The organism is Xanthobacter sp. AM11 (genome assembly GCF_047444035.1).
GTDB lineage: Bacteria > Pseudomonadota > Alphaproteobacteria > Rhizobiales > Xanthobacteraceae > Xanthobacter.
On record NZ_JBLAOA010000001.1, the window covers coordinates 1,440,915 to 1,464,881 of the forward strand.

The window sequence follows — 23,967 nt, forward strand, 5'->3', positions numbered from 1 at the left end:
CGATGAACCTCACGCCTGCTCACGAAATACCGCTGGAGATCAGGCGAAAGGCTGTCGCTATTCACGAGGCCGGGCATGCTCTGGTGGCAACCTTCCTCAATCGGACGGTGGCGGAGGTGGTGCTGCGCCCACCGGACGGGCTCAGCGGCGAAACGCGGTTCGCGCGTGAAGCCGCGGTGCTGGCGGATCTGAACATCAAGGCCGACCGCCACTTCGTCGAGGATGCGGTCGTCATCCTCCTGGCGGGTCAGGTGGCCGAAGCGGAATACTGGACGCGGCTGACGCCGCTCTATGTCCCGCGCGTGGATTCCCACCGCACCGACGACAGCGAGATCAACAAGCTGCGGGCGCAGTTCGGCCTCAGCGCCGAACAGGATGCCATGTTCGTGGGGTATTGCACGGACAAGGCCCGGCGGATCGTGCTGCACGCGCAGTCGCAAGCCGCCATCGAGGAGATCGCCAGGGACCTTGCCGACAGCCGGTCCGTCGGCGGCGGCGCATTGAGCGCGATCCTGGCGCGCCACGAGGTGGTCCAAGGGAAACTGCGGTTCGCCTCCCACCCCTGGCAGCGCCGCTTTTAGAGCGCGATCCGCTCACATGGAGCCGCGCCGCGGCTCCATGTGCGGTGAAACGCTCTCTAGCACTACTTTGGCAGTTGCCGATCCAGGCTTCTGGAGGACCTCACTTTGGCCAGTTGCAGAAGGTCCGAGAGCTTTTCAAGTGGTATCATGATGAGCTAGCCGGAGCGACATTTGTTGGCATTTTGCTGCCATTCCTGAGACTGCCAAAGTAGTGCTAAAGCCGGCTCCAGGCAGCACGGCAGGGAGGCTGCAACAGGCGCTCGACCGTACAGGACGCCGGGCCCCCCGGCCCTGCGGCTGCTGCGTCAGGCCGCATCCGGGGCCGTGCTGGCCGATGATGGGGCGCCAGGGGTCATCGCCGATTATGACTCGTGCGCAGGCCGCAATTCCCTTGCGCCCATGGCTGCGCGCTTGCGACCCTGGTTCTGCGCCGCGACTGACGGCCGCGCGGGCCATTGCGCGGCGGATGCAAGCCCGCACTTGCCAGGGGAGGCGTGTGCCGGCAATGTCCCGCCCGCAAGATGTTCAGCGGGCGCCCGCCGGTGTATTTTCCCGTCGGGCATTCGATATGGGAAGCTGCCAGATCATGATCATGGACGGTGGGAAGGGCGCGGCTGGCGCAATGGATGAGGTGGCATTGCCTGGGCTCGGGTCGAGCGCGCTCAGCCGCCGGTCGTTTCTGTTCGGCTCCGCCATCGGCATCGGCACGCTTGGGCTGGCCGGCTGCGCGACGCCCGACGGCATGAGCCTCGCCGAGGCGGAGAAGCTCTACGGGCCGGTGCCCACCGAGAAGTTCCCCATCCCGGCGGCGGATGTCAGCAAGGTCAATCCCAAATATTACCGCCGCACCGTCCGCTACGAAAGCAAGGAAGCGCCGGGGACGATTATTGTCGATCCCAGCAATTACTATGTCTACCGCGTCGAGGACGAAGGTTCCGCAACCCGTTACGGGGCCAATGTCGGCCGCGCCGGGTTCCTGTGGAGCGGGGATGCCTATGTGGGGCGCAAGGCCGAATGGGCCACCTGGACGCCGCCCAAGGAGATGATCCAGCGCCAGCCCGAGGCCGCCAAATACGCCCGCGGCATGCCGGGCGGGCTGGACAACCCCCTCGGCGCCCGCACGCTCTACCTGTATCAGAACGGCGCTTACACGCTGTACACCATCTACGCCAGCAGCGATCCCGAATCCATCGGCACCGGCGTCACCAGCGGTTGCGTGGGCCTCCTCAGCCAGGACATGATCGACCTTTACGCGCGAACGCCGGTCAAGACGAAGGTGGTCGTCCTGCCGGCGTAGCACCAGTCCGTTCCGGTGCGGGGCGGGTGCGGTCCCGCTCCATCAGGCGCCCGGCACGTGCTCTCTTTCTTGAGCCTGGAGCGCGATTCACCGCTCGCAGGGAGCCCCGGCGCGGCGGCACAGGATTGGTCCGCGTCTCTTCAATAAGCCAGAGCGCAATTCCGGCGCGATCCACGTCTCCCGGCGCCGATGCCGCCGGAACCGCTGCAAGTGCCGCAGCCGGTTCGTTTTTGCATGTTCCGCTTGCAGATGCCGAACCGGCCCGGTGCAGAAAAACACCGCCGGCGGGATGTGATTACACGTTTGGCGTGCAGGCGTAACCCGCCATTAACTATGTTGGACCACCTTCATCCCGAATTCGGCGGTTTGATCCTGTCGTCCCAGCCCTGCGTCCGTTCGCGATGCACCGGGCGCGGCAACGATTTGACGCTGCTGCCTTGGCGCGGGACCTGAGGGGGGCTCCGATGATTCATATCCGAAATACTATTGTTCAGCTTGATGGAGCGGGCGGAGCGTCGCCCGGGAGGCACCGGCGCCGGCTCCTCATGAGCTCGGCTTTGGCGACCGCCCTGGCCGGCGTGCTCACGGCGGGCACCGCGAATGCGGGCTGCATCCAGGACCCCGCCGCCAACCCCACCCTCCTCGTGTGCTCGGGGGCGAGCGCCACCACCACCGCGGTCACCACCAACACCATCGCGGTGATCACCGCTGACGACACGGTCATCTCCGATGTGGTGCCGCTGTCGGTGATCTCGGACCAGACCATCAACCTGAACAATATCGGCGGCACCTTCACCGCCACCGCGGACGGCATGGTCATGGTGGCCGGCGCGGACATCCTGCAGGCGCAGAACACGTCCATCGGCGCCACCATCGACGCCACCGCCAGCGCCACCGGCACCGCCATGTCGCTGCTGGCCGCGAACGGCAACATCAGCGTCGTCCTGGGCAGCACCGCCAATCTGCAGGGCGGCGCCACGGGCCTGCTGGCCCAGGCCGGCGGCACGCTGGACCTCACCGCCACCGGCGGCGTCTTCCAGGGCACCAGCGGGGACGGGCTGACCCTTCTGGCCGGAACCGGCATTACCGTGAACACCTTCGGCGCCAGCGCCACCGGCGGGCAGAACGGCCTGTTCGCGCAATCGGCGGCCGGCGACGTCACCATCGACGGCTTCACCGGCAGCGCGGCGGGCACCGCCGCCAACGGCATCTTCGCCGGGGTCACCGGCACCGGCAACGTCAGCATCCAGAACCTCACCGGCGACGTCAGCGGCGGCCAGTACGGCATCTTCGCCCAGACCGGCACCAGCGGGAACATCACCCTGTCGGGCTTTTCCGGCACCGCGCAGGGCACCAGCGCCGACGGCATCTTCGCCCAGACCACCGCCGGCAACATCGTGGCCGACAATTTCGCCGCCCCCGCGGGCGGCACCACCCCCGCCATCACCGGCGGCAACAACGGCATGTTCCTGCAGGCCGGCACCGGCGATATCAGCGTCCAGAGCTTCTCCAGCAGCGTTTCCGGCGGGCAGTACGGCATCTTCGCCCAGACCACCACCAGCGGGAACATCACCCTGTCCGGCTTCGCCGGCACGGCGCAGGGCACGGCGAGTTCCGGCATCTTCGCCCAGACCGCCACCGGCAACATCGTGGCCGACAATTTCGCCGCCCCCGCGGGCGGCACCGCCCCGGCCATCAGCGGCGGCGTCAACGGCCTGTTCCTGCGGGCCGACACCGGCGACGTGAGCGCGCAGAACTTCGCCAGCAGCGCCAGCGGCGGCCAGTACGGTATCTTCGCCCAGACCACCACCAGCGGGAACATCACCCTGTCCGGCTTTTCCGGCACCGCGCAGGGCACCAGCGCCGACGGCATCTTCGCCCAGACGGTCAGCGGCAATGTGGTGGCCGACAATTTCACCGCCCCCGCGGACGGCACCACCCCGGCCATCAGCGGCGGCGTCAACGGCCTGTTCCTGCGGGCCGACACCGGCGACGTGAGCGCGCAGAACTTCGCCAGCAGCGCGGCCGGCGGCCAGTACGGCATCTTCGCCCAGACCACCACCAGCGGCAGCATCAACCTGTCCGGCTTCTCCGGCACCGCGCAGGGCACGGGCAGTTCCGGCATCTTCGCCCAGGCCGCCACCGGCAACGTGGTGGCCGACAATTTCACCGCCCCCGCGGGCGGCACCAGCCCGGCCATCAGCGGCGGCGTCAACGGCCTGTTCCTGCGGGCCGACACCGGCGATGTGAGCGCGAAGGCCTTCGCCAGCAGCGCCAGCGGCGGGCAGTATGGCATCTTCGCCCAGACCGTCACCTCCGGCAGCATCGACCTTTCGGACTTCTCCGGCGGTGCCACGGGCACCGACGGCACCGGCATCTTCGCCCAGGCCACCGGCGGCAACCTCACCATCACCGGCTTCTCCGGCACGGCGGAAGGCACCGGCGCATCGGGCGTCGGCCTGTCCGGCTCCGCCACCGGCACCCTCACCCTCGCCACCACCGGCGCCGCCGTCATCTCCGGCACGGGCGAAGGCATCTCCCTGAGCCAGATGGGCGGCGACCTTTCGGTGACGCTGGGCGGCACCACGAAGGTCACCGGCACCAATTCCTACGGCCTGCGGGTGACGAGCGACGCCGCCAGCACCGGCAACGTCACCATCGAGACGGGGGCGGATACGGCGGTGACTGCGGGCACGACCGGCATCCTCGTGAACAAGTCGGCCAGCGCCGGCGGCAATGTGAGCATCACCACCAACGGCACCGTTACCAGCACCGGCGGCACCGGCATTCAGGCGATCCTCGAAGGCGACAACCGGAGCCTCGAAATCACCACCGTCGGCAAGGTGACCTCGGGCGGCGCCTCCGCCGCCATCGTCGCCGACCTCATGGGGACGGGCGGTACCTTGATCATCACCAGCAAGGGCGAGATCGAGGCCACCGGCACCGGCTCCGGCATCGTCGCCAGCAACACCGGCGGCGGCGCCACGGTGACGGTGGACGGGACGATCACCCTCAACACCGGCGCCCTCTTCGGCGCCAGCGTGACCGCCGGCGGCGACGCCACCTTGAACGTGAATGCCGCCATTTCCGGCGCCTATTACGGGGCCACGGCCTCGTCCGACGGCACCGGCACGGCGCTGGTGAACGTGAACGCCGAGGTCCAGGCCTCCGGCGTCGGCGTGCGCGGTCTGAACAGCGGCACCGGCGCCATCGCCGTGAACGTGCTGTCCGGCGGCGTGGTGCGCTCCGACGGAATCGGCATCGCCACCTCCCAGAGCGGCACCGGCGCCGCAACCATCACCACCCAGACCGGCGCAAGGGTCTATGGCGATCGGGACAAGGACGGCGCGGGCAACGCCATGTACGTCTTCGCCGGGGGCACCGCCTCTGTGGCCATTGGCACCGACAATGTGGTCTCCGGCTCGGGCAAGTCGGCGGACGAGGCGGTCCTGCGGGTGAACAGCGGGGCCGGCAGCGCCATTTCCATCGGCTCCGGCTCCCTGGTGAGCTCTTGGAGCTATGCCGTCGATGGCGATCTCGTCACCGCGGCGGGGGATACGGTCATCCGTGTGGATGGCGGCGCGACCGCCGTGGTCAACGAGGGCACCCTGGTCGGGCTCGTCACCCTCACGGCCAATGACGATACCTTCCTCAACGCCAGCTCGAACACCTGGGTCACGGTCGGCACCAATGATTTCGGCGCCGGCACCGATGCCCTGACCAACACCGGCCGCACGGTGACCGCCCTTGTGGGCACGGCGGCCGAGACCACCTCGTTCAACAACCTCGAAACCTTCACCAACGGCGATCCGGCCCTCACCGGGGCGGGCCTGCTCGACCTGCGCGACGAGGTTCCCGGCGAGGTCGCCTTCAACGGCCCGCGCGACGTCACCTATGTGAGCGGCGTGTTCGTCGGCCAGGGCAACAGCCAGGTGGGGGTCGATGCCTATCTCGGCGGGACCGGCTCCACCTCCGACGTGCTGCGGATCGGCGGCCTCGATGCCAATGGCGACCTTCTGGCCGCCGGCACCGTCGCGACCGGCGGGCAGACCGCCCTTCTGATCAACGACGTGAACAGCGGGCCGGGCGCCTACAATCCCACCGGCATCCTGGTGGTGGAGGTGGTCAATCCCGATGCCGTCAGCTACGGCAAGGGCGACACGTCCAACCCGGCGAGCTTCGTCATCTCCTCGGAATCGGCGGGCTACGACAGCCGCTACGGCGGCGTCATCGACAAGGGCCTGTTCTTCTACGACGTGGCCGTGAAGGGCAACGACACCTATCTCGTCGGCGTTCCCGACCAGGAGGTGATGGAACTGCCCAAGCTGGTCACCGCCGCGCAGAGCATCTGGCACGAGACCACCGGTCTCTGGCGCGACCGCCAGGCCGACCTCCGAGTCTATCTGGGCGGGCAGGCGACGCAGCCCCTCGTCACCAAGGAAGGTGTCGTCAAGGCGGTGGGGCAGCAGCAGGCCTCGGTCACCCCGGGCGTCTGGGTCAAGGCGGTGGGCAGCTGGGGCTCGCGCGATGCCAGCGACACCTACACGGTGGCCGGGAAGACCTACGGCTACGACACAGGCTACAGCCAGAACACCTACGGCATCCTCGCCGGCGTGGATGCCGGCCGGGAGGGGGTCGCCTCCCCCACCGACGCCCTTCTGCTCGGCGTGCTGGGTGGCTACCTCACCTCGGACGTGTCCTTCAACTCGCCCACATCGGCCAGCTATTCGGGCGGCAGCGTCGGCGCCTATGCCACCTACATGAACCAGAACTGGTTCGTGGACGGGCTGTTCAAGGCCGACTTCCTCTCCATGAGCTACGATGCGCCGACCCTGGCCGGCGCCGGCTATGTGGGGCAGAGCACGAACGTGACCAACCTCGGCTTCACGCTGGACACCGGCTACCGCGTCAAGGGCAGCGGGCGCACCTTCTTCGAGCCGCTGGCCACCCTGAGCTATGTCTCGACCAAGATCGACAGCCTGCCGGTGCTCGCCGCCACGGTGGTGGACTTCGGCAGCAACGACAGCTTGCGGGGCGGTCTCGGGGCGCGGGTCGGCGGGCCGATCCACGACACCGCCGCCTTCTGGGTCGAGGGCAGCCTCACCGGCCGCCTCTGGTACGAGTTCCTGGGCGACAACACGGTGGCCGTGCTCAATCCCGGCGTGCCGCTGGTGGTGGCCGACACTTTCGACGGGGCGTTCGGGGAGATCGGCGCCGACGTCAACTTCTTCGCGAAGACCAGCGGCTGGAACGGCTTCACCAATGCCAGCCTGCAGTTCGGCGAAGGCTACATCGCCGGCAATGCCCGGGGCGGTGTGCGCTACCAGTGGTGAGCCGACGCAGGGGGACCCGTCCGCCGCCGGGCGGGCGGGTTGCTCCATGCCGATGCGGCCGCACGGGCCATGACATCCTGTCCGGTAACGATCCGCCGCCCTGAGGGGCGGCGATGCCTGCGGAGCGCCAGGCGCTCCGATGGTGACCAGCCTGTGCAGTCATGCGCCCAGGCTTGCGGTTTCATTCAATCCGGTTGCCGTCGACATTCGGCGCAGATCAGGACATGTCCGTCTGGTCGAACACAGCCGGAAATCCTCGCCATGGCGCGCAAGCCAGCCCTTTCCATAGAGACATTGACGGCCCTGGGAGCCGAAAAGCTGGCGCGGCTGGTGCTGGACGAAGCGGAGCGCAGCGCTCCGTTCCGCAAGGTGGTCTCGGCGGCGCTGGCGGGGCAGAAGGGCCCGGACGCCATCGCCAGGATCGTCGATCGGTGTCTTGGTGCGCTGGAGACGGCGCGCGGCTTCATCGACTGGGACAAGGCGCGGGCCTTTCGCGATGATCTCGCCGCGACGGTCACGGTGATTGCGAATGAGCTGGCAGACGCCTCGCCCGCCATGGCCTTCGATCGCCTGCTGCGCTTCATCGCGACCCATGAGAGCGTGTTCGAGCGGGTCGACGATTCCTCCAGCCGCATCCAGGATGTCTATCATCAGGCCATCGACGCCGCTGGCGCTCTGACACCCAAGCTCGCGCAGGCCGATGCCGCTGAGCTGCCGGCACGGGTCATGGCCGTGTTGGGAAACAGCTCCCATGGCTATCTGGTGGATGTCGCGCAGGTGGTGGCGGAACATCTGCCGAAGGAGGCGCTTCGCACCTGGGATGCCGATCTCGCCGCGCGCCAGCGCGGTGAGGAGGCGAAGGACGCCAAGGCGGCGCATCGCCACTTTCGCTCGAACGCCTCGCGATTTCGCGCGACCCGGCAGATCATCGCCGACAGCCTCGGCGACCTCGATGGGCTGATCGCCCTGGAGGCGAAGAAGCATCCGAACCTGCAGGACACCATCGGCATGGCCACGCGCCTGCTTGAAGCCAGCCGCGCGCAGGAGGCGCTCGACTGGATCCGGCGTCCCACATCCCGTGGCCTCACCTATCTGTCGGCCGAGGATCTCGCCGATGGCCTGTCCCCGGACACCGACCCGTTGTCGCAGCGCTCCAGCCTCGAGGCGAAGATATTGGAGGCGCTCGGACGGAAGAACGAGGCGCAGGCGCTGCGCTGGTCAGCCTTCGAAGCCACGCTTCATGCCGGCATCCTGCGCGAATACCTCGCCGCCTTGCCGGACTTCGAAGACTTTGCCACACTCGACCGGGCTTTCGCCCACGTGCTGGCCTCTGAACACATCTACAACGCGCTCGCATTTCTGGTGGAATGGCCGCGGCTCGATCTCGCAGCCAGGTTGGTGGTCGAGCGCCGGGGCAAATGGGACGGCCGCCAGTATGACATGTTGCCGCCGGTCGCCGACGCTCTGGCGGCAGATCATCCGCTGGCCGCCACCATCCTGTACCGGGCGCTGCTCGACGACATCCTCGCCCGTGCCCGCTCCAAGGCCTATCCGCATGCGGCGCGCTACCTCGGCAAGCTCGACGAACTGGCCGCCGGCACCGACACGGAGGCTGGCGTCCTCAAGGATTGGGGGGCCCATGACGACTACCGTGCCGGTCTGGAAAAGGCCCATGGCCGAAAATCCGGCTTCTGGTCGCTGGTGCAGTCACGTTGACGCACGCCTCTGTTTCCAGGCGGATGCCGATCGACCGAGAAGGCCATTTTGTGATGGCGCACGGCGCTCGCTATCAGGAACGCGAATCTGAGATGTCCTCGGTGATTTCCTGTCCGAGCCTCGGCCGCTTACCTGCTCATCGACCCGGCCGATTTGGGCTGCAGCTACGAAGCGGTGAAGCGTCCTGTCTGGGGTCGTCCGCGCTTCTCCACATCAAGTGATCGAGGGCGGTCTTCAGCCGGGGCGCCGCAAAATCGACGAAGGCACGAATCTTGGGCGCGACGAGCCGGGCGTGCGGATAGACCATGTGCACCGGCTGGGCTGGCGGCTTGAAGGCGTCGAGGACGGGAACCAACGTTCCGGCGCGGATCTGGTCGCTGACCATGTAGGACAGGGCAATGGCGATGCCGTGCCCCTTCTCGGCGATCTGGATGGCGGCCACCGCGTCGTTGATTTCGAAGGCCGGGTTGAGGTTCAGGCTGCCCTGCTTCTGCCCGTTCAGGAAGCGCCATTCGCGGTTCGGCATGAGGCCTGTGAAGGCGATCATGGAATGGAGCCGCAGGTCGGTGGGTGCGACCGGCGTCCCGCGCCCGGCGAGGTAATCCGGGCTTGCGACCAGGACCCGATGGACCGCGCCGATCCTTTTGGCCATCAGGCTCGAATCCGGCAGGTGGCCGATGCGCACGGCGATATCCATGCCTTCCTCGACGAGGTTCACGACCCGATCGAGCAGCAGAACGGATGCCGACACGCGCGGGTGCTGAGCAAGGAAGGCGCAGACCACCGGTGGAAGCGCGGATCGCCCGAACGTCACCGAAGCCGTGATGGTGAGGTGGCCTTGCGGCATGGCCGTTTCGCCGACCGCTTCCTTCTCGGCCGTGTCGAGATCGGCGAGGATGCGCCGTGCGCTTTCCAGGAAGCTTCGGCCGACATCGGTGATGGTCACGCTGCGGGTCGTCCGATTGAAGACACGCGCGCCGAGGCGGTCCTCGAGCGCAGAAATGGCGCGCGTCACTGCCGGCGGCGACAGGCGCAGCCGTGCGCCGGCCTTGGCGAAGCTGCCGGCGTCTGCCACCGCGATGAACACCTCGATTTCATGCAGCCGGTCCACGCATTATTCCTCCATGCGAAATAAATCGTTCCACATCTCGGGCATTCTTTCAAACGGCGCGGTGAGCCAGATTGCACGGGAGCGGCGCCGCAGCGCACCGCACCATCAGATACGGAAAGACCATCCCATGGCTCGTGTTGCCGTCATCGACCCCCAGACCGCCACTGGCGAGGCCAAGCAGCTGCTTGACGCCGTCCAGTCCGGCCTCGGCATGGTGCCGAACTTCATCCGTGTGCTGGCGAATTCTCCGGCCGCGCTCGGCGCCTTCCTGGGCCTCTACGGGATCGCCGGCGCCGGCGTGCTCGACCCGCGGACGCGCGAGCGCATCGCCCTGACGGTCGCCGAGCAGAATGCCTGCCAGTATTGCGTCTCGGCGCACACGGCGATCGGCCGCAAGGCCGGTCTCGACACTCAGGAGATGCTCGCCAACCGCGCGGGCCGGTCCTCGGACGCCAAAGCGGAGGCTGCCCTGGGCTTTGCCCGCGCGCTGGTTGCGCATACGGGCCAGGTGAGCAAGGCCGAGTTCGACGCGGTCCGCGCGGCGGGTCACTCCGATGCCGAGGTGATCGAGATCATCACGCATGTGGCCATGAACATCTTCACCAACCTTTTGGGCAAGGCCACCCAGGTGGACATCGATTTCCCGACGATCGAGCTGAACACGGCCGCTTGACCCGGCGATGGCGGCATGGCGCGGCTTCGGCCGCGCCATCCGTCTCTGGGGCGGATGGAGGAGGATATCATGCCACACCACTTCGCGGAGATCGCCTTCACACCCATGGTGAAGAAGGTGCAGGAGGACCTGGGCAGCCGTGCCTCCTATGCCCGGATGGAGCACCTGCCACATGCGGTGAATTGCCGGCTTACGGATGCCGAGGCCGGGTTCATCGCGGCCCGAAACTCGCTTTACATGGCCACCGTCAGCGAGACGGGCTGGCCGTATATCCAGCATCGCGGCGGGCCGACAGGGTTCGTGCGCGTGCTCGACGCGGGCACCATCGGCTTTGCCGATTACCGCGGCAACCGCCAGTATGTCAGCGTCGGGAACCTGATGACGGACGACCGCGTGTCCCTGTTCTTCATGGATTACCCGAACAAGACCCGTCTCAAGCTGTTCGGCCGCGTCAAGATCGTCGGGTCCGACGATGAGGTGGTGCTGTCGCGCCTTGAAATGCCGGACTACCGGGCGCGGATCGAGCGGGGCTTCGTCATCACGGTCGCGGGCTTCGACTGGAACTGCCCCCAGCACATTACCGAGCGCTTCACGCCCGATGAGGTGCGCGCGGCGGCCCTGCTCCGCAACAGGCGGCATTTGCGGGGAGCAAGGGGAGGTCTGGGCTTTTCCGAACGGACCATTGCCGCGCTGCTGGGCCACGCAGCTCGTGGCGTAACGCAGCGCTATATCCACATAGACGAGGCGCTCAGGTTTGCGGCCGACATGGTTGCCGGCGAGATTGCTGCGATCCTGGATCAAATCGAGCGCACCGGTCGTCCATCGCGATCCGAGCATGAAGTCGGGCTCGTGAGAGCAGATCGAGGCCCCTAGCAAAGCCGCCGCTATCTGTCCGCCAATGCAGGGCCGCCTCACAGATCAAGGGCAAGCGCCCTCCGGGCTTTCAGGTGGTCGGCCGGACGATTGATTGAGTCCACCGCGAGCAGTCGACCGTCCTTCCGGTAATTTATAGAAAATGAACCACATTGTGGATCGCCGACGACTTCCGCATCGTCATAGCCGTGGTAGAGGCCGGCCATCTGCAACTTCGTCTCAAACTGCTCCGTCCAGAACCAGGGAACGGCCTTGAACGGTGCTTTGTGATGGCCTACCAGCCGTCCGGCGAGGTATTTTGCCTGATCGACGGCATTCTGGACGGACTCGAGCCTGATACCGGGCTCTGTCATACTCACCTTCAGGCGAGCGCAGTCACCGATCGCGTAGACATTCGGATCGGACGTACGGAGATTCGCATCAACAACGATCCCGTCGTCAACGTTGATGCCGGCTGCCTCGGCGAGTTCCGCATTGGGGAGGACGCCGATTCCGACGACAACGAGATCCGCCGGGATCTGCGAACCACTCCGAAGGCTTAGCCCGCATACGCCATGCTCGTCGCCATTGATAGTCGCCAGCCCTTCGCCGAGCCGCAGATCGACGCCGCGGTCGTAGTGCAACTGTTCGAAAAACCGAGAGATCAGAGGAGAAGTCGCACGTCCCATCACCCTGGACGCCATCTCGATCACTGTGATGGCGCTCCCTTTTTCAGCGACAACCGAGGCGAACTCCAGGCCGACGAAACCGGCACCAATTACGGCGATCTTTCGGCTGCGCGGCAATGCGGAAGCGATGGCGGTCGCGTCGTCGATAGTCCGCAAATAGACAACATTGCGAAGGGATGCGCCATTGCAGACCAGTTGCCGCGCCCTGGTGCCGGTCGCGAGAATGAGTGTTTCATACTCCAAGGTACGTCCGTCGCTCAGGATTACTATTTTAGATGACCCGTCGAATGCGGTCGCCCTGTAACCGAGAAGGATGTCGATACCCGCTTCCGTGAAGAACTCGGAGCGTCGAAAAATCAGGTCAGCCGCATCTGTTAGCCCCTTTAGGAACCCCTTGGACAGCGGCGGGCGCATATAGGGTAGATGCGCCTCCTCGCCGACAAGTGCGATCGAGCCTGGATACCCAAGGTTCCGCAGGCTCGTAGCGACCTGCATACCGGCTTGCCCGCCGCCGATGATCACGACATCACGTTTCATGAAGTCCTCGCGCTGAGGCGACTGGAGAGATCATCTGGCCGCTCAATACAGTCAATGCACAGCGACTTCGAGCTTCGAGAAGCCTCGGAGCGTGTTGATGAGGGCACGCTGTGTTTCGCCGAGCTCAAATCGTCGCACGCGCTTGGCCAACGCTGTCAGCACAGCCGTGATTTCAAGACGCGCGAGATTCATTCCGACGCAGGCGTGATCTCCGTAGCCGAAACCGACATGGTCGCCCGCGTTCGCACGCCGGACATTGAAGGTCTCCGGATCGCCCCATTTGCGTTCATCGCGATTAGCCGAGCCATATAACGTGATCACGCGCGAAAGGGCCGGTATGGTTGTTCCACTGAGTGTGTATTCCGCAAGGCTGTATCGGGAAAACCCTTGAATTGGAGACTCGATTCGCACGATCTCGTTGATCGCATTTGGAATAATTGATGGATTGTTGCGTACGATGTCCCACTGATCTGGATTGTTGGCAAACAACCATATCGCGCTTGAGGTTGCAAATATTGTTGTGTCTAGGGCCGGGCCCATGTAGTCGAGGGCCATCAGGCTCGCTTTTTCCATGGCTATCTCGCCGCGATCTGCGGCGTCATGGAGCATTTCGGCCCACCCACCTGGTTTCAGTTTTCCGCGTACACACTCGTTCATTGCGTAGCCGACCATTTCCTTGATCGTGCCGAACGACTCTATGGTCCGCTGGTTCATCGGACCTATGCAGTTGAAGCTGGCCGCTGCCCACTCGAGCATCTTCTCGCGACCTTCATCAGGAAGACCCACCGCGTGGGAAACGATGGTAAGCGGCAGATACTGGGCGAGTTCGGTCGCAGCGTCGAATGACGCCTGGGCAACCAGCCGATCGGCCAACGCTTCTGCGTGCGCAGTCACTGTCTCTCGCAAGTTATCGCGCAGCGCACTTGGCATCACCGGCTTCATGAGGACGCGTCGCATGGCGCTATGCTCCTCGCCGTCTGTGCAAAGGAGCACCCCCTTGACGGCCTGATTCATTGGCTCGTTCATCATGACGCCGTGACCAGATGAAAAAACAGACGGGCACCCCAACACTTCCTTGACTTCCGCATATCGTCCAACGGCATACATATTGATCTTATCAAGAAATACAACAGATCCAATATCACGTATATCTCGATAAATGCGCCATGGGTCGCGAAGTGTCTCATCGCTATACAAGTCAGCATCGGAAGTCGGAATGTTTTTTGATGTCGTTATCATCTTTTATCCCCTCAGCGATTGTCGGCTATGCGCACTACAAGCCCATCGAGCTCGTGGTTTATGCGAATCTGACATGAGAGCCGGCTGTTCGGCTGGCGCGGCGCAGCGCTTTCACTGAGCATTACATCCTCGTCTCCCGACAGCGGCGGCAGGGGCAAGTCGGGCGTTTCGATGTAGACGTGGCAGGTGGCACACATGCAGGCGCCGCCGCACTCGGCGAGAACCCCTGCAATCCCGTTGTGTGTAGCCCCCTCCATGACGCTCTGACCGAGCCTCAGCTCGTGCGTTCGCTTGCTTCCGTCTTGCAGGATGTACGTAACCTTCGGCATCTTACTACCTCGAAGCATCGTTTTGCGCGGAGGGTGTTGTTGTTGGTGATAGTTGCCGCAGGCATGTGTCGACCTACGCGTCCGGTTATTGCTGCAAGACAACTCTATGTTTCGGTTATTCGCTGACCGACACCGCACCTCTATGCTGCTGGAAAACGGTCAATCTGCCCTTCCCAAAACCGATTCCTCACTTCTCGTGGGTGTGCGTGTGAGCGTTGCCGTCAGCATGCGTGTGGCCATGTCCGCCGCGCGTGTAGTGAAGCTTGAGCAGATCCGCACCATAGTCGCCACCGTTCGGCGTCCGCACGATTGTGTGGACATGAAACCGGGCCGGATCCTTGTTTGCGAGAAATATCCCGCTGTGATGATCGAACTCGATCATCACTACCGGACTGTGAATCCGAAAATAAAACGGGTTCACATCGTCGGCTTCACCAATCCAAGCGAAGTGTGTGGCATGCAGGTGCGACTCGATCTCCGCCATACGCGCGACTGCAGCCTCAGCAGGCATTGTTTCGATGAACAACGCCGCGAGGTCCAGCAATTGTCGCCGCTGCTGCACCCCGAGAGCGGCAAGCGGAACCCCCTCATAAGGAACAATGCGATTGTCCTGGAAGGCTCCCCCAACTTGCCGCCCATCATCTGGATGGTAGCGCCCGGGCGGCTGGTCGTCCGTCAACATCGACTTGTAGAGGGTCGCCCGCTCACGCTCAGGTTCGCTCAGGCTCCGCATCATCCCAAGCGCCGCTCTCTCGTGCGGCTCGAAAATACGGCGCCGAAGTCCGTTGTTGTCATGATCCGGCTCGGCTCCCATGAACACGGGAGACAAAACCATCTTTTCTCCAACGAATAGGCAGTTCAGTGCGAGGTGGTGCCCGAACAGCTGCCAACCCCAAGGCTCGCACGTCGACGGTGCGCCAAAAATGGAGAGCGTAAAACTCCATTCATTCATCACATCGGTCATGTTGAGAAGTTCGCCAAGAAACGCATTGTTGGCCATCACTTCTTGCGTCAGTTCGTATCCCCGCGCCGAAAGAGTTGCGGCGACCACATCGAGTGCGAGCCGACGCTGATGAGGGTCGAGTTCCTCGAGTTCGAGCTGTGGATCGCGCAGAACGAGCGGGGTATTCTGCCAGTGGCGCCATGCATCCGCGTCCACGGCGAAGCATGCCCGCTTGCGCATGGGGGGTGAAAGAGAGGCAAGCCAGGCAGATGCGGCCTGTGCGGCCCGCTGGACCGGAGCAGCCGATGGAGCCAGTGAACTCAAACCCTCGATTATCCGACCATCAGTCGTAATGCCGCTGAACGGCTCACGGGAGAGCGGGCCCCACATGCCGAGCAAGCGCTCAAGCATTGGGGGATAGTCGAACAATGTAAGGCGACACGCTTCCTTGGTGAAGCGTGGCACTGCGGTCGGATCGATGAAGGTCCGGAAATCATGTCCGCTCATGCCCTTCCTTTCAGATCTGGGAGTTGTCCGCCAAATACGGCCATGATTCCAGTGACCGGCGGACTTTGGCGCCGGTCACCGTCGTTTCTCTCTGCGCTGTGGCAGGCGGCGGGGGCTCGAAGTGCCCTCGAGAGAAGTCTCTCACCGCAGTCGGCGGCTACGCTTGCATTCGCATGGGGACGGGCTGTGAGGAACGTGTTGCCTCGCATGGCACGGCATCACGTGTGATGCGTTCCGTCAAAGCGGGCTCTTCGACCCCGTCTATGCCAGCGCTTGGGCAAGGTGTTTGGAGCTGACCGCTCCGCACAGCTTGACGACACTGTTCGACAAGGCGTTGAGTGACTGGGCACCCGCACCATCAACATGAGCCAGCACATGGCCATCCGGCCGTACCATCAGGCACGCCGGCCGATCCAACCCCGTCAGAGCCAGCCACGAGCCGGGTAAGCCGAGTTCACGATCCACTTCCACAACCTTCACCGGCACCGAGCCAAAGCATTCGCGAACTTGGTCCGCGAATTGCGGGCCACTGCCCGTGGCAAAGATCGTAAATTTGTCGGTCGCAAGCAGGTCCAGAACTGAGCGACCATTTTCCGCCGCTCCCAACCATGCGTGCGGAAGGCGATCTCCCGCCGCAGCGCGTGGCTCGTAGACATTTGGAGCAGGCGGGAGCGGCCGATCAGGATCATACGAAAAGCCGAGATGCAAGCCGAGGCAATCGAAGGTCACGGAATTCGAGATGATCGCCTGTTCAAGCTCTTGAGCGATGTGATCGGGTAGCGCCTCATTCTCATAGGGCGCAGCTGCGGCCATCGCCAGCGCCAGACGCGGAGCGGTCAGCATGTTCGAGAGGCTCTGCGCGGAATTGGCTTGGGCGACAAAGCGGCGTTCGGCCTCGTAGGTATCGAGCAACTCCGGGGACGCCCAGCCCTGGTCCACCGCCGCGAGCTTCCAGGTCAGGTTGTGTGCGTCCTGAATACCCGTATTTAGTCCGAGGCCTCCTGCCGGAGGAAAGCGGTGCGCCGCATCACCGACAAGAAAGACGTTGCCGTTCCTATAGCTGGTCGCAACCTCGGCGGTCATGGTCCAGGGGACGATGCGCTTGATTTCAAACTCCGCGTCGGCGCCGATTGCCGCGCGGATAATCCGGTGCGCCTCCTCCGCCGTTGTCGGCTGATTGTCGCGCGGATTGAGTCCGTCGAACCGCAGGAACACCCAATTGCTGTCAATATCGTGCGCGATGAGGGCGCCGGCGACGTCCGCATTGATGACCCAGTAGATCATTGCAGTGCCATCGCCAACAACGTGACGTAGATTCGCATGGAAATGAATCGTGAGGCAAGATTGAACGTGCGCAACCCCTTCCATGGGAATGCCGAGTCCGCTGCGGACGCTGCTGCCCGCGCCGTCGCAGCCCAATAAGTAGCGCGTCTCCACAACGCTCGAATCGTTGTCCTGCTCCACGACCGAGCGGCAGGCACCGTTCTCCTGCACGACACTGCGCCATGAGCAGCGTCGGCGAAGCTGGATCCGTCCTTCCCGCACAACTTCATCTTCCAGCAGCTTCTCGAGCACAGGCTGGGGAATGTTGGCCAGCGGCTCCGGCGTGAGTTCGCGGACGGCCTCGTCCTGTCGCTCATATGGGATCACACTGTATTCTCGACCCTTGAGCGATGCACGGAAGCGGATAACTCTGCTGTCCTCCGGGCGCGTTCCGCTCCGGCGCATCAAGTCGACGTCCAGCCCTTCGGCGCGGAAGATTTCGAGTGTCCGAGGGCTGTTTACGTGTGCCTTCGGCGCTTGAAGGGGGGAGGCATGGCGCTCGACAATTATGGAACGGAGACCGCGTCTTGCCAACAACAGCGCGGAAAACAATCCGATAGGTCCTGCCCCGACGATCAGCACATCTGCATCGATGCCCTTGCCCATTAACTCATCCTCCCAAATTTCTGGCCGCATCTGAACCCTGCCTCCCATTTCGGGAAAGGGCCCTCGCAGCCACTTTGTCGATTTTTTGACGCGAACGCCGTTGGCCGCCCGACGAGGGTGACAGCTAAAGCTACAAACGTTTGCCGATGCCTGTCCAGCGAAAATTCGAACAAGACACCATGCGAAAGGGGGGGCTCGCTCAGCGATTACCGCTGCGTGAAGAATATCCTTTCGTTACAGGCGACGTTGTTTGCCAATGAGCTCCCGCGAGAAGCGGTCCCGCGGCGATTGCGCTCGCCGGCGGAACGATTCCGGGAAGGGGATTGACGGCGCTCGCGAGGGGTGCTTCAAACGTTTGTGGAAGAGCGCGGCGAACAGTAGAGCTTTCTGCACAGCGGATTGCACGCTGGGCCGTTGTTCAAGCGACAAGCATAATGGCGGGAACCGGTCGTCCGATCGCTGCCGAATCGGACGCGTCTAAAAGGGAGGACTCAGAGTCACTGCCATTGCGTACGTGGCTAGAAATGGCTCAAGGCGCCGTGCGCGGCGGGGGGTCCGTCGATAATCGTCTAAAATCGAAAGAAAAACGTTGGGGGCGTGGGATGAGACTGTGTAGTTACTCCGAGAATATGACGCAATTGATTGCTCAGCGGCACAACGACGGGACCGTCACGCCCTTGGCGGAGATTTCGGAATTTTACCACGATCCGTCTCGCTTCATCGAACGTCCCCGCGAGTCGCTTCCGGCCGTCTCACCGGTCACTTTTCGCCCCCCGGTGCCGCCATCGGCCCGTGTCCCGTCGATAGGTCTGAACTACCGCGCCCATGCCGAGGAAGGGGGCCTTCCCGTGCCTCCCGTTCCGGTCGTGTTTGCGCGGTATGCCGCGTCTTTGGCCGTGGATGGTGACGAGATTCCAATCCTCGATCCGCAGACCGATTGGGAAGGTGAACTGGCCGTTGTTCTCGGTCGACCACTGTTTCGTGCCAGCAGGCAGGCGGCGGCTGAAGCCATCTTGGGCTATGCCGTCTTCAACGACGTGAGCGCCCGCACGTTCCAGTTCGAATCCGGCCAATATACGATGGGTAAGAATGGTGATCGAAGCGGCATCCTCGGCGACATCGTCACGGCGGACGAGGCGGGTGATCCGGCCGCCGGCTGGCGGCTCACGACGCGCGTCAACGAGGCGGTCACTCAGGACGCTGATACATCCGATATGATCTTCGACGTCCCGAGCATTCTCGTTTACCTCAGCAAGGCGATGACGCTTCTTCCTGGGGACGTGATCGCGACGGGCACCCCTTCCGGGGTTGGATTTGCATGCTCGCCGCAGCGTTTCCTCAATGTGGGGGACCGGGTTGAAGTCTCGATCTCGGGCTTGGGAGCGATCCGTAATCGTATTATCGCCCCTGGCGACTGGGGTGGACTCGCCTGAATGGAACGTCGTGCGTCCCGGTGAAGGGGGCCGGGAAATGCTGAACGTCCGTCAAACAGTAAGTGGCGGCGAGGGCAACCGGCGCTTCAACTATGGAGCCAACCAAGATGAACGGTTCCGCATGAATGGATGGCGCCATGCCGTTTGCAATCGTTGCTTGAAGGAAAACGCGAGCCATGACCTTTGACGATCTCATCGCGCATCTGGACCAGCCAGGAATCGACAGCGATCCCGCACGAGATATTATTCACTGTAAGCCAGATCTCAGCCTTGATGAAGCGTTGGCGCTACAGCTTGCCGTAAAGCGCCGACGCGTAGCAGCCGGCGACAGGATCGTGGGCCACCAGGCCTCGTTCACGTCAAAGGGCGCCCAGGCGCTCTTTCCCAGTGCGCCGGTCCCTATGGTCGGGACGCTTCTGGCTTCGCTCATCCGCGACAACGGCGCGGCTGTGACACTCGGCAGTGACGAATACTTTATCGAAACCGAGATCGCCGTTCTGCTGAACCGTGATCTGGAAGGGCCGGACCTATCGCAGGCGGAAGTGCTCGCTGGGGTCGGTGGCTTCCTACCCGCCATCGAGGTCGCCCCGCTTCGGTCGGGGGTTCGCGAGGGACGCTATAGCTGGCCCCACATGGTTGCTGTTCAGAAAGCCGAGGGAGGATATGTCGTCTTGGGGTCGCGCCTCACCTCGCCGCACACGCTCGATATAAGCTTGGAAGGATGCCAGGTTAGTATCGATGGAGAAACGCGGGCGGGGGCGACAGGATTCGAAGCCCTCGGCAACCCCCTGGCGGTTGTCGCAGGTGTCGCCCGAAGGCTCCATGCCATCGGCGAAAAGCTCCACGCCGGACAGATCATCATCACAGGATCGCTGCCTCCTCCGCAGGTCATAACCCGTTCGATGCGTGTGGCCACTGCCCACTTCGCGACCCTCGGGACCGTCACCGTGCGGTTCAACTGAGCCATCTGCTGCTATTTTGGAATGCCGGCGAGCCGCCATGGAGAATAGACGTGAGCACAACGGATGAGGGTTCGGTGAAGGGTCGGGCGCGCCAACGGGCGGTGACGATCAAGGATGTCGCTGCCCATGTCGGAGTGTCCTACTCGGCCGTTTCTCGTGCGCTCAGCAATCACCGGCATACGAGCGCGGAGCTGAAGGAGCGCGTTCTCAAAGCCGTCGGCGAACTTGGCTATGAACCGCATGCCGGCGCAAGAATGATGCACCAGCCGAGCAGCCGCATGATCGGCCTCCTCATTCCCGACATCACCAACCAGCTCTTCGCAGCGGCCGCAGCTGCCCTATCAGAGGCTTGCCGTAAGGAAGGTTTTCAACTGATATTGTCGGTTTCCGAAAATGATCCCAACGTTGAATACGAACAGCTTCGGCTCCTAAGGCAGAGCCGCGTTGCAGGTATCATTATTGCGCCTTGTGGCAACAGCCTCGTAGAGACCCACCGTCTGCTTTCCACATTGCCCGTGGTGCAGCTTGGACGAAGAAGCGCGGACCTGTCTGCGCCGACCGTAACTGCAGCGGATTGGCAGGGCGCATATGCAGCCATTCACCACCTCGCACAGCTAGGCCACCAGCGGATCGCCGTTATTGGCGGCGATCCTAATATCCTGACCAGCAAGGCACGCCTCGATGGCGCCTATGCTGCTCTTGCGGAACTTGGGCTGGAACGCGATCGCTCCTTGATATGGACCGGCCCTCCGACGGGCGAGTTTGGCCGCGCCACGATGATCCGCATTTGGAGCCAGCTGAACACCCCGACGGCAGCCTTTGCACTTAACGGCGCAGCGACGCTGGGGATGCTCGATGCCATTCACCAGCTGCGCATTTCCGTCCCTGCCCAATTGTCTGTCGTGGGCTTCGGCGATCTGGAATGGTTTCGTCTGTGGGGCCCGGGCCTGACAACGGTCGACCTTCCGATCAAAGGATTGGCGGAAGCAGCGGCTTCGTTGCTGATGGGCCAGATTATGCAAGAGGACCCGAGCGCGGATCCATCTATGGAGTTGTCTCTCGACGCCAATCTGATCGTTCGTGGCAGCACCGCTGCACCCTCGCATTAGCAACTTCGAGCCAGGACAGCAAAACACATGCCGCCGACAGGCAATATACGTCTTGTCTTTATGCGTGACGGTCACGCCGACGCGCTGGACACGGACGCTCTCGTCGGTCGGAGTGCAGTAGAAGTATTCAAAATGGAGTACATTATGCCGAATGACATATCAAAAGCCGACATTGCTCTCGATATACAGAACTTCATGGCGAGGTTTTGGAACGATGTTGAGAAGAACGAGGGCCGCCGGTCTGGAGAATATTTCGCGAAGGATGCGATATTTGATGCCAAGCTCGTCTGTTTTAATGGACGAGATCAGATTTGCGATTGGTACCGCTGGAGAGAGCGTGCGGAACGTGTATCGCGTCATCTCATCACGAATTGCCTGTTTGATTTCGCAGCCTTCGAGGGGAGCGGTGAGGTGGAAGTGCGGGCGGTTATGACGCATTTTGGAGCGGATGGAAAAGGTGTTCACCCGACGGCCCCGCCGATCGCCATCTACGACTATGTCATGCGACTGCAGCGCGGAGGGGGGCATGGCTGGACAATCGTTCATCTTGAGACTGATCCGGTTTTTCTATCTCCTGACCACGTGGCGCTGCGGTATCCCGCGGAGAAAGGGCATAAGTAATTGATCGTGCCATATTCATCCATCGAGCCGAAAGTGTAGCCGCGTCCGTGTATTAAGGCTTTTTTGGTGTCCGACGCAGGCAATTATGCGATACAAATGACGTATTCCGGTTTGTATCGGATGTTCAAAGGCGAAATAATATCTATCTGAGCGGCGTTCTATACAAGGTTTTGATATCGCCGCGCGTCGAGATTCAAACGTTTGCAGATTTGAAGCGCTCAGCGGTTCGGAGTGTGACGTGTCGCGGGTCTTACGAAGCGGCCTGAAATCGGAAGAGGTGAGGAAGTTCTGGTTGTTGGGGCTGCTTTCTCAATCGCTAGTACCAGGAAAAATACGAACAATCAGGGGAGGAATGAATGCCTGTAAAGAAGATGATCGGCACATTTGGTGCTCTGTTGGCTTCGGCGTTGTACCTTGGCCACGCGCCTGCATTCGCTGGAGAAGGCGTAAGGCCGGCAGGCCCCATCGGCGGCACCGACATTAACCAGGCACTACTTCCGCCGCCAGGTCTCTACGGAGCAGTGGTGGATGTAACGACAGCGCTCACGGGATTTTTCAATCATGATGCATCCATCACTACGTCTTCCGGGTTGGATTTAGTCGGCGGCGCTGGGCTGCTGTATGTTTATGATACGACGCTTTTTGGAGGCGCTCTCGCGTCGTCCGTATTCCTTGGTGCGGATCGGTTGTGCTTCAAGGTCAATAATGTCTTTGACCGCTGCTCAGTTGGACAGCAGGATATTTACAGCGATGTATTAATGTGGTCACGTTTTTTTCCTATCGTTGACGCCTCCGCGCAACCCTCCGGACTGCCACCGATCCCTTACGGACTGGCGGTGATGGCGGGAATGAGCGTCGTTGCACCGACCGGAGTATACGATCGCGAAAACAATATTAATGTTGGTTCAAATGTCTGGGATATAGCGCCAAATCTCGCTCTTACGTACACCGTCCCGAGCATTTTTGGCCCAACGTTCGGTCAGGCGACTCAATTCAGTGTTCGTGCTTGGCTAAACAATTATACCGAGAATCCCGCAACAAAGTATCAGTCTGGAACGGTTCTTAGTATAGATTTCGCAATGTCGCAAGTATATAACGATTATCAGTTCGGAATTGCAGGAACGACGTTCTTTCAACTAAATGCAGATGAGATAAATGGGCTAGAGGTCGGAAATTACGGCAATCGAGCTCGTCTATTTTCGCTAGGCCCGATCGTATCTCGTAAGTTTGTATTCATAGATCGTCCTTACGAATTCGCGATCAAAGGTCTCATCAGCACGTGGGGAACAAATACCATAAGGGCGGACGCATTAATTGTTCGGCTATCAACAAAACTGTTCTGAAAATGTGGAACATAAAGCCGTGTAACGGAAAATCGGTATGTATCGAATTGGATGTGGCCGGTTCAATATAGTGCGAATGGCGGGTGCTTGTTAGGCCCGCTGCGTTCCGCACCTCGATCACTGTCGCTCGAAAGGTGGCTATTATGAAGCGATGTCTGCTACCGGCCGCACTCGGTGCCGCCCTTGTGATGTCCCCATCGTTAGTGTACGCCCATGTGGGCGTCGGTTCCACCCACGGCTTTACGAGCGGCTGCCTGCACCCGCTCTTGGGTCTCGACCATGTGCTTGCCATGGTCAGCGTTGGCATAATTGCCTATCAACTTGGGGGCCGGGCCGTCTGGGTCGCACCTGCAACTTTCCTCGCTCTGATGGCGGCCGGCGGCGCGCTTGGCATTCGCGGCGGCGGAATTCCGGTTGAGGAGTTGGGCATCGCACTGTCTGTGGTGGTGCTAGGGGCGGCGGTGGCCTTCAACATGAGGGTGCCGCTGGCGCTTGTCCTTGCCTCGGTTGGCTTATTTGCGATCTTTCATGGCTACGCCCATGGCCGCGAGATGCCGGATGGGACCTCGGGTCTCGCGTATGGCGTCGGCTTTCTTATTGCGGCCGGGGCCCTCCATCTTGCGGGGATCAGTCTCGGCTTGCTTATTGGTCGGCTTGGCGAGACTGGTCGCGCGCTTTGGGTGCGCCGCGTGGGGGGTGCAATCGCGCTTACGGGCATTGTGTTGGTCGCTGGTGCGCTTTGAGAACGGTGGAGCGGCGGCGC

At 62.6% G+C, this 23,967-nt stretch carries 18 protein-coding genes; 12 read left to right on the top strand and 6 right to left on the bottom strand.

Going from position 1 to position 23,967, the window contains the following annotated elements; all coding sequences use genetic code 11:
- Positions 1-2 precede the first annotated feature (2 nt).
- From ACI7BZ_RS06750 to ACI7BZ_RS06765, 4 genes are all read left to right on the top strand, one after another.
- Positions 3-581, top strand: a complete 579-nt coding sequence (locus ACI7BZ_RS06750) for a hypothetical protein (protein WP_414116415.1) — start codon at positions 3-5, stop codon at positions 579-581.
- 586 nt (positions 582-1,167) lie between these two features.
- Entirely contained in the window at positions 1,168-1,878 is a 711-nt protein-coding gene (locus tag ACI7BZ_RS06755; RefSeq protein WP_414116416.1) for a L,D-transpeptidase, read from the top strand.
- 557 nt (positions 1,879-2,435) lie between these two features.
- Complete coding sequence (locus tag ACI7BZ_RS06760; RefSeq protein WP_414116417.1) at positions 2,436-7,211, top strand: beta strand repeat-containing protein; 4,776 nt, start codon at positions 2,436-2,438, stop codon at positions 7,209-7,211.
- Between the two features lie 261 nt (positions 7,212-7,472).
- Complete coding sequence (locus ACI7BZ_RS06765) at positions 7,473-8,927, top strand: DUF6880 family protein (RefSeq protein ID WP_414116418.1); 1,455 nt, start codon at positions 7,473-7,475, stop codon at positions 8,925-8,927.
- Between the two features lie 136 nt (positions 8,928-9,063).
- Here ACI7BZ_RS06765 and ACI7BZ_RS06770 read toward each other — a convergent pair whose 3' ends face one another.
- Positions 9,064-10,038 (bottom strand): LysR substrate-binding domain-containing protein, encoded by a 975-nt coding sequence (locus ACI7BZ_RS06770; protein WP_414116419.1) that lies wholly within the window; start codon positions 10,036-10,038, stop codon positions 9,064-9,066.
- A gap of 127 nt (positions 10,039-10,165) precedes the next feature.
- Here ACI7BZ_RS06770 and ACI7BZ_RS06775 point away from each other — a divergent pair, with 127 nt between their 5' ends.
- Together ACI7BZ_RS06775 and ACI7BZ_RS06780 are read left to right on the top strand one after the other, a co-directional pair.
- Positions 10,166-10,711, top strand: coding sequence for a carboxymuconolactone decarboxylase family protein (locus ACI7BZ_RS06775; RefSeq protein ID WP_414116420.1), 546 nt, complete (start codon positions 10,166-10,168; stop codon positions 10,709-10,711).
- A gap of 69 nt (positions 10,712-10,780) precedes the next feature.
- Positions 10,781-11,584 carry a pyridoxamine 5'-phosphate oxidase family protein gene (locus ACI7BZ_RS06780; protein WP_414116421.1) on the top strand — a complete coding sequence of 268 codons (804 nt, stop codon included), beginning with the start codon at positions 10,781-10,783 and terminating at the stop codon, positions 11,582-11,584.
- Positions 11,585-11,622: 38 nt separating this feature from the next.
- Here ACI7BZ_RS06780 and ACI7BZ_RS06785 read toward each other — a convergent pair whose 3' ends face one another.
- The 5 genes from ACI7BZ_RS06785 to ACI7BZ_RS06805 all read right to left on the bottom strand — a co-directional run bounded on the left by ACI7BZ_RS06785 (position 11,623) and on the right by ACI7BZ_RS06805 (position 17,736).
- On the bottom strand, positions 11,623-12,789 hold the full coding sequence (locus ACI7BZ_RS06785) for an NAD(P)/FAD-dependent oxidoreductase (protein ID WP_414116422.1): 1,167 nt from the start codon (positions 12,787-12,789) through the stop codon (positions 11,623-11,625).
- Positions 12,790-12,840: 51 nt separating this feature from the next.
- Entirely contained in the window at positions 12,841-14,028 is a 1,188-nt protein-coding gene (locus tag ACI7BZ_RS06790) for a cytochrome P450 (protein ID WP_414116423.1), read from the bottom strand.
- Between the two features lie 11 nt (positions 14,029-14,039).
- The gene (locus ACI7BZ_RS06795; RefSeq protein ID WP_414116424.1) at positions 14,040-14,375 is read right to left on the bottom strand and encodes a 2Fe-2S iron-sulfur cluster-binding protein; all 336 of its coding nucleotides are present in this window, start codon (positions 14,373-14,375) and stop codon (positions 14,040-14,042) included.
- Between the two features lie 169 nt (positions 14,376-14,544).
- Complete coding sequence (locus ACI7BZ_RS06800; protein WP_414116425.1) at positions 14,545-15,807, bottom strand: DUF3500 domain-containing protein; 1,263 nt, start codon at positions 15,805-15,807, stop codon at positions 14,545-14,547.
- A 261-nt stretch (positions 15,808-16,068) separates the two neighbouring features.
- A complete protein-coding gene (locus ACI7BZ_RS06805; protein WP_414116426.1) occupies positions 16,069-17,736 on the bottom strand; it encodes an FAD-dependent monooxygenase in 1,668 nt (555 codons plus the stop codon).
- A 524-nt stretch (positions 17,737-18,260) separates the two neighbouring features.
- Here ACI7BZ_RS06805 and ACI7BZ_RS06810 point away from each other — a divergent pair.
- From ACI7BZ_RS06810 to ACI7BZ_RS06835, 6 genes are all read left to right on the top strand, one after another.
- Positions 18,261-19,169 (top strand): fumarylacetoacetate hydrolase family protein, encoded by a 909-nt coding sequence (locus tag ACI7BZ_RS06810; RefSeq protein WP_414116427.1) that lies wholly within the window; start codon positions 18,261-18,263, stop codon positions 19,167-19,169.
- 176 nt (positions 19,170-19,345) lie between these two features.
- Positions 19,346-20,131: a 2-keto-4-pentenoate hydratase gene (locus ACI7BZ_RS06815; protein ID WP_414116428.1), complete on the top strand. Its 786-nt coding sequence runs from the start codon at positions 19,346-19,348 to the stop codon at positions 20,129-20,131.
- 50 nt (positions 20,132-20,181) lie between these two features.
- Positions 20,182-21,240, top strand: a complete 1,059-nt coding sequence (locus ACI7BZ_RS06820; RefSeq protein WP_414116429.1) for a LacI family DNA-binding transcriptional regulator — start codon at positions 20,182-20,184, stop codon at positions 21,238-21,240.
- Positions 21,241-21,267: 27 nt separating this feature from the next.
- Positions 21,268-21,861, top strand: coding sequence for a nuclear transport factor 2 family protein (locus ACI7BZ_RS06825; RefSeq protein WP_414116430.1), 594 nt, complete (start codon positions 21,268-21,270; stop codon positions 21,859-21,861).
- A gap of 356 nt (positions 21,862-22,217) precedes the next feature.
- Positions 22,218-23,204, top strand: a complete 987-nt coding sequence (locus ACI7BZ_RS06830) for a SphA family protein (RefSeq protein WP_414116432.1) — start codon at positions 22,218-22,220, stop codon at positions 23,202-23,204.
- Positions 23,205-23,347: 143 nt separating this feature from the next.
- Positions 23,348-23,947, top strand: coding sequence for a HupE/UreJ family protein (locus ACI7BZ_RS06835; RefSeq protein WP_414116433.1), 600 nt, complete (start codon positions 23,348-23,350; stop codon positions 23,945-23,947).
- The last annotated feature ends 20 nt before the right edge of the window (positions 23,948-23,967 follow it).

Bases quoted from the DNA above. Each gene is read 5' to 3' on its own strand.
- ACI7BZ_RS06815 (WP_414116428.1), top strand. From the start codon at position 19,346: ATGACCTTTGACGATCTCATCGCGCATCTGGACCAGCCAGGAATCGAC.
- ACI7BZ_RS06805 (WP_414116426.1), bottom strand. From the start codon at position 17,736: ATGGGCAAGGGCATCGATGCAGATGTGCTGATCGTCGGGGCAGGACCT.
- ACI7BZ_RS06800 (WP_414116425.1), bottom strand. From the start codon at position 15,807: ATGAGCGGACATGATTTCCGGACCTTCATCGATCCGACCGCAGTGCCA.
- ACI7BZ_RS06780 (WP_414116421.1), top strand. From the start codon at position 10,781: ATGCCACACCACTTCGCGGAGATCGCCTTCACACCCATGGTGAAGAAG.
- ACI7BZ_RS06810 (WP_414116427.1), top strand. From the start codon at position 18,261: ATGGCTCAAGGCGCCGTGCGCGGCGGGGGGTCCGTCGATAATCGTCTA.
- ACI7BZ_RS06835 (WP_414116433.1), top strand. From the start codon at position 23,348: ATGAAGCGATGTCTGCTACCGGCCGCACTCGGTGCCGCCCTTGTGATG.
- ACI7BZ_RS06785 (WP_414116422.1), bottom strand. From the start codon at position 12,789: ATGAAACGTGATGTCGTGATCATCGGCGGCGGGCAAGCCGGTATGCAG.
- ACI7BZ_RS06825 (WP_414116430.1), top strand. From the start codon at position 21,268: ATGCCGCCGACAGGCAATATACGTCTTGTCTTTATGCGTGACGGTCAC.
- ACI7BZ_RS06795 (WP_414116424.1), bottom strand. From the start codon at position 14,375: ATGCTTCGAGGTAGTAAGATGCCGAAGGTTACGTACATCCTGCAAGAC.
- ACI7BZ_RS06790 (WP_414116423.1), bottom strand. From the start codon at position 14,028: ATGATAACGACATCAAAAAACATTCCGACTTCCGATGCTGACTTGTAT.
- ACI7BZ_RS06765 (WP_414116418.1), top strand. From the start codon at position 7,473: ATGGCGCGCAAGCCAGCCCTTTCCATAGAGACATTGACGGCCCTGGGA.
- ACI7BZ_RS06750 (WP_414116415.1), top strand. From the start codon at position 3: ATGAACCTCACGCCTGCTCACGAAATACCGCTGGAGATCAGGCGAAAG.
- ACI7BZ_RS06775 (WP_414116420.1), top strand. From the start codon at position 10,166: ATGGCTCGTGTTGCCGTCATCGACCCCCAGACCGCCACTGGCGAGGCC.
- ACI7BZ_RS06830 (WP_414116432.1), top strand. From the start codon at position 22,218: ATGCCTGTAAAGAAGATGATCGGCACATTTGGTGCTCTGTTGGCTTCG.
- ACI7BZ_RS06755 (WP_414116416.1), top strand. From the start codon at position 1,168: ATGATCATGGACGGTGGGAAGGGCGCGGCTGGCGCAATGGATGAGGTG.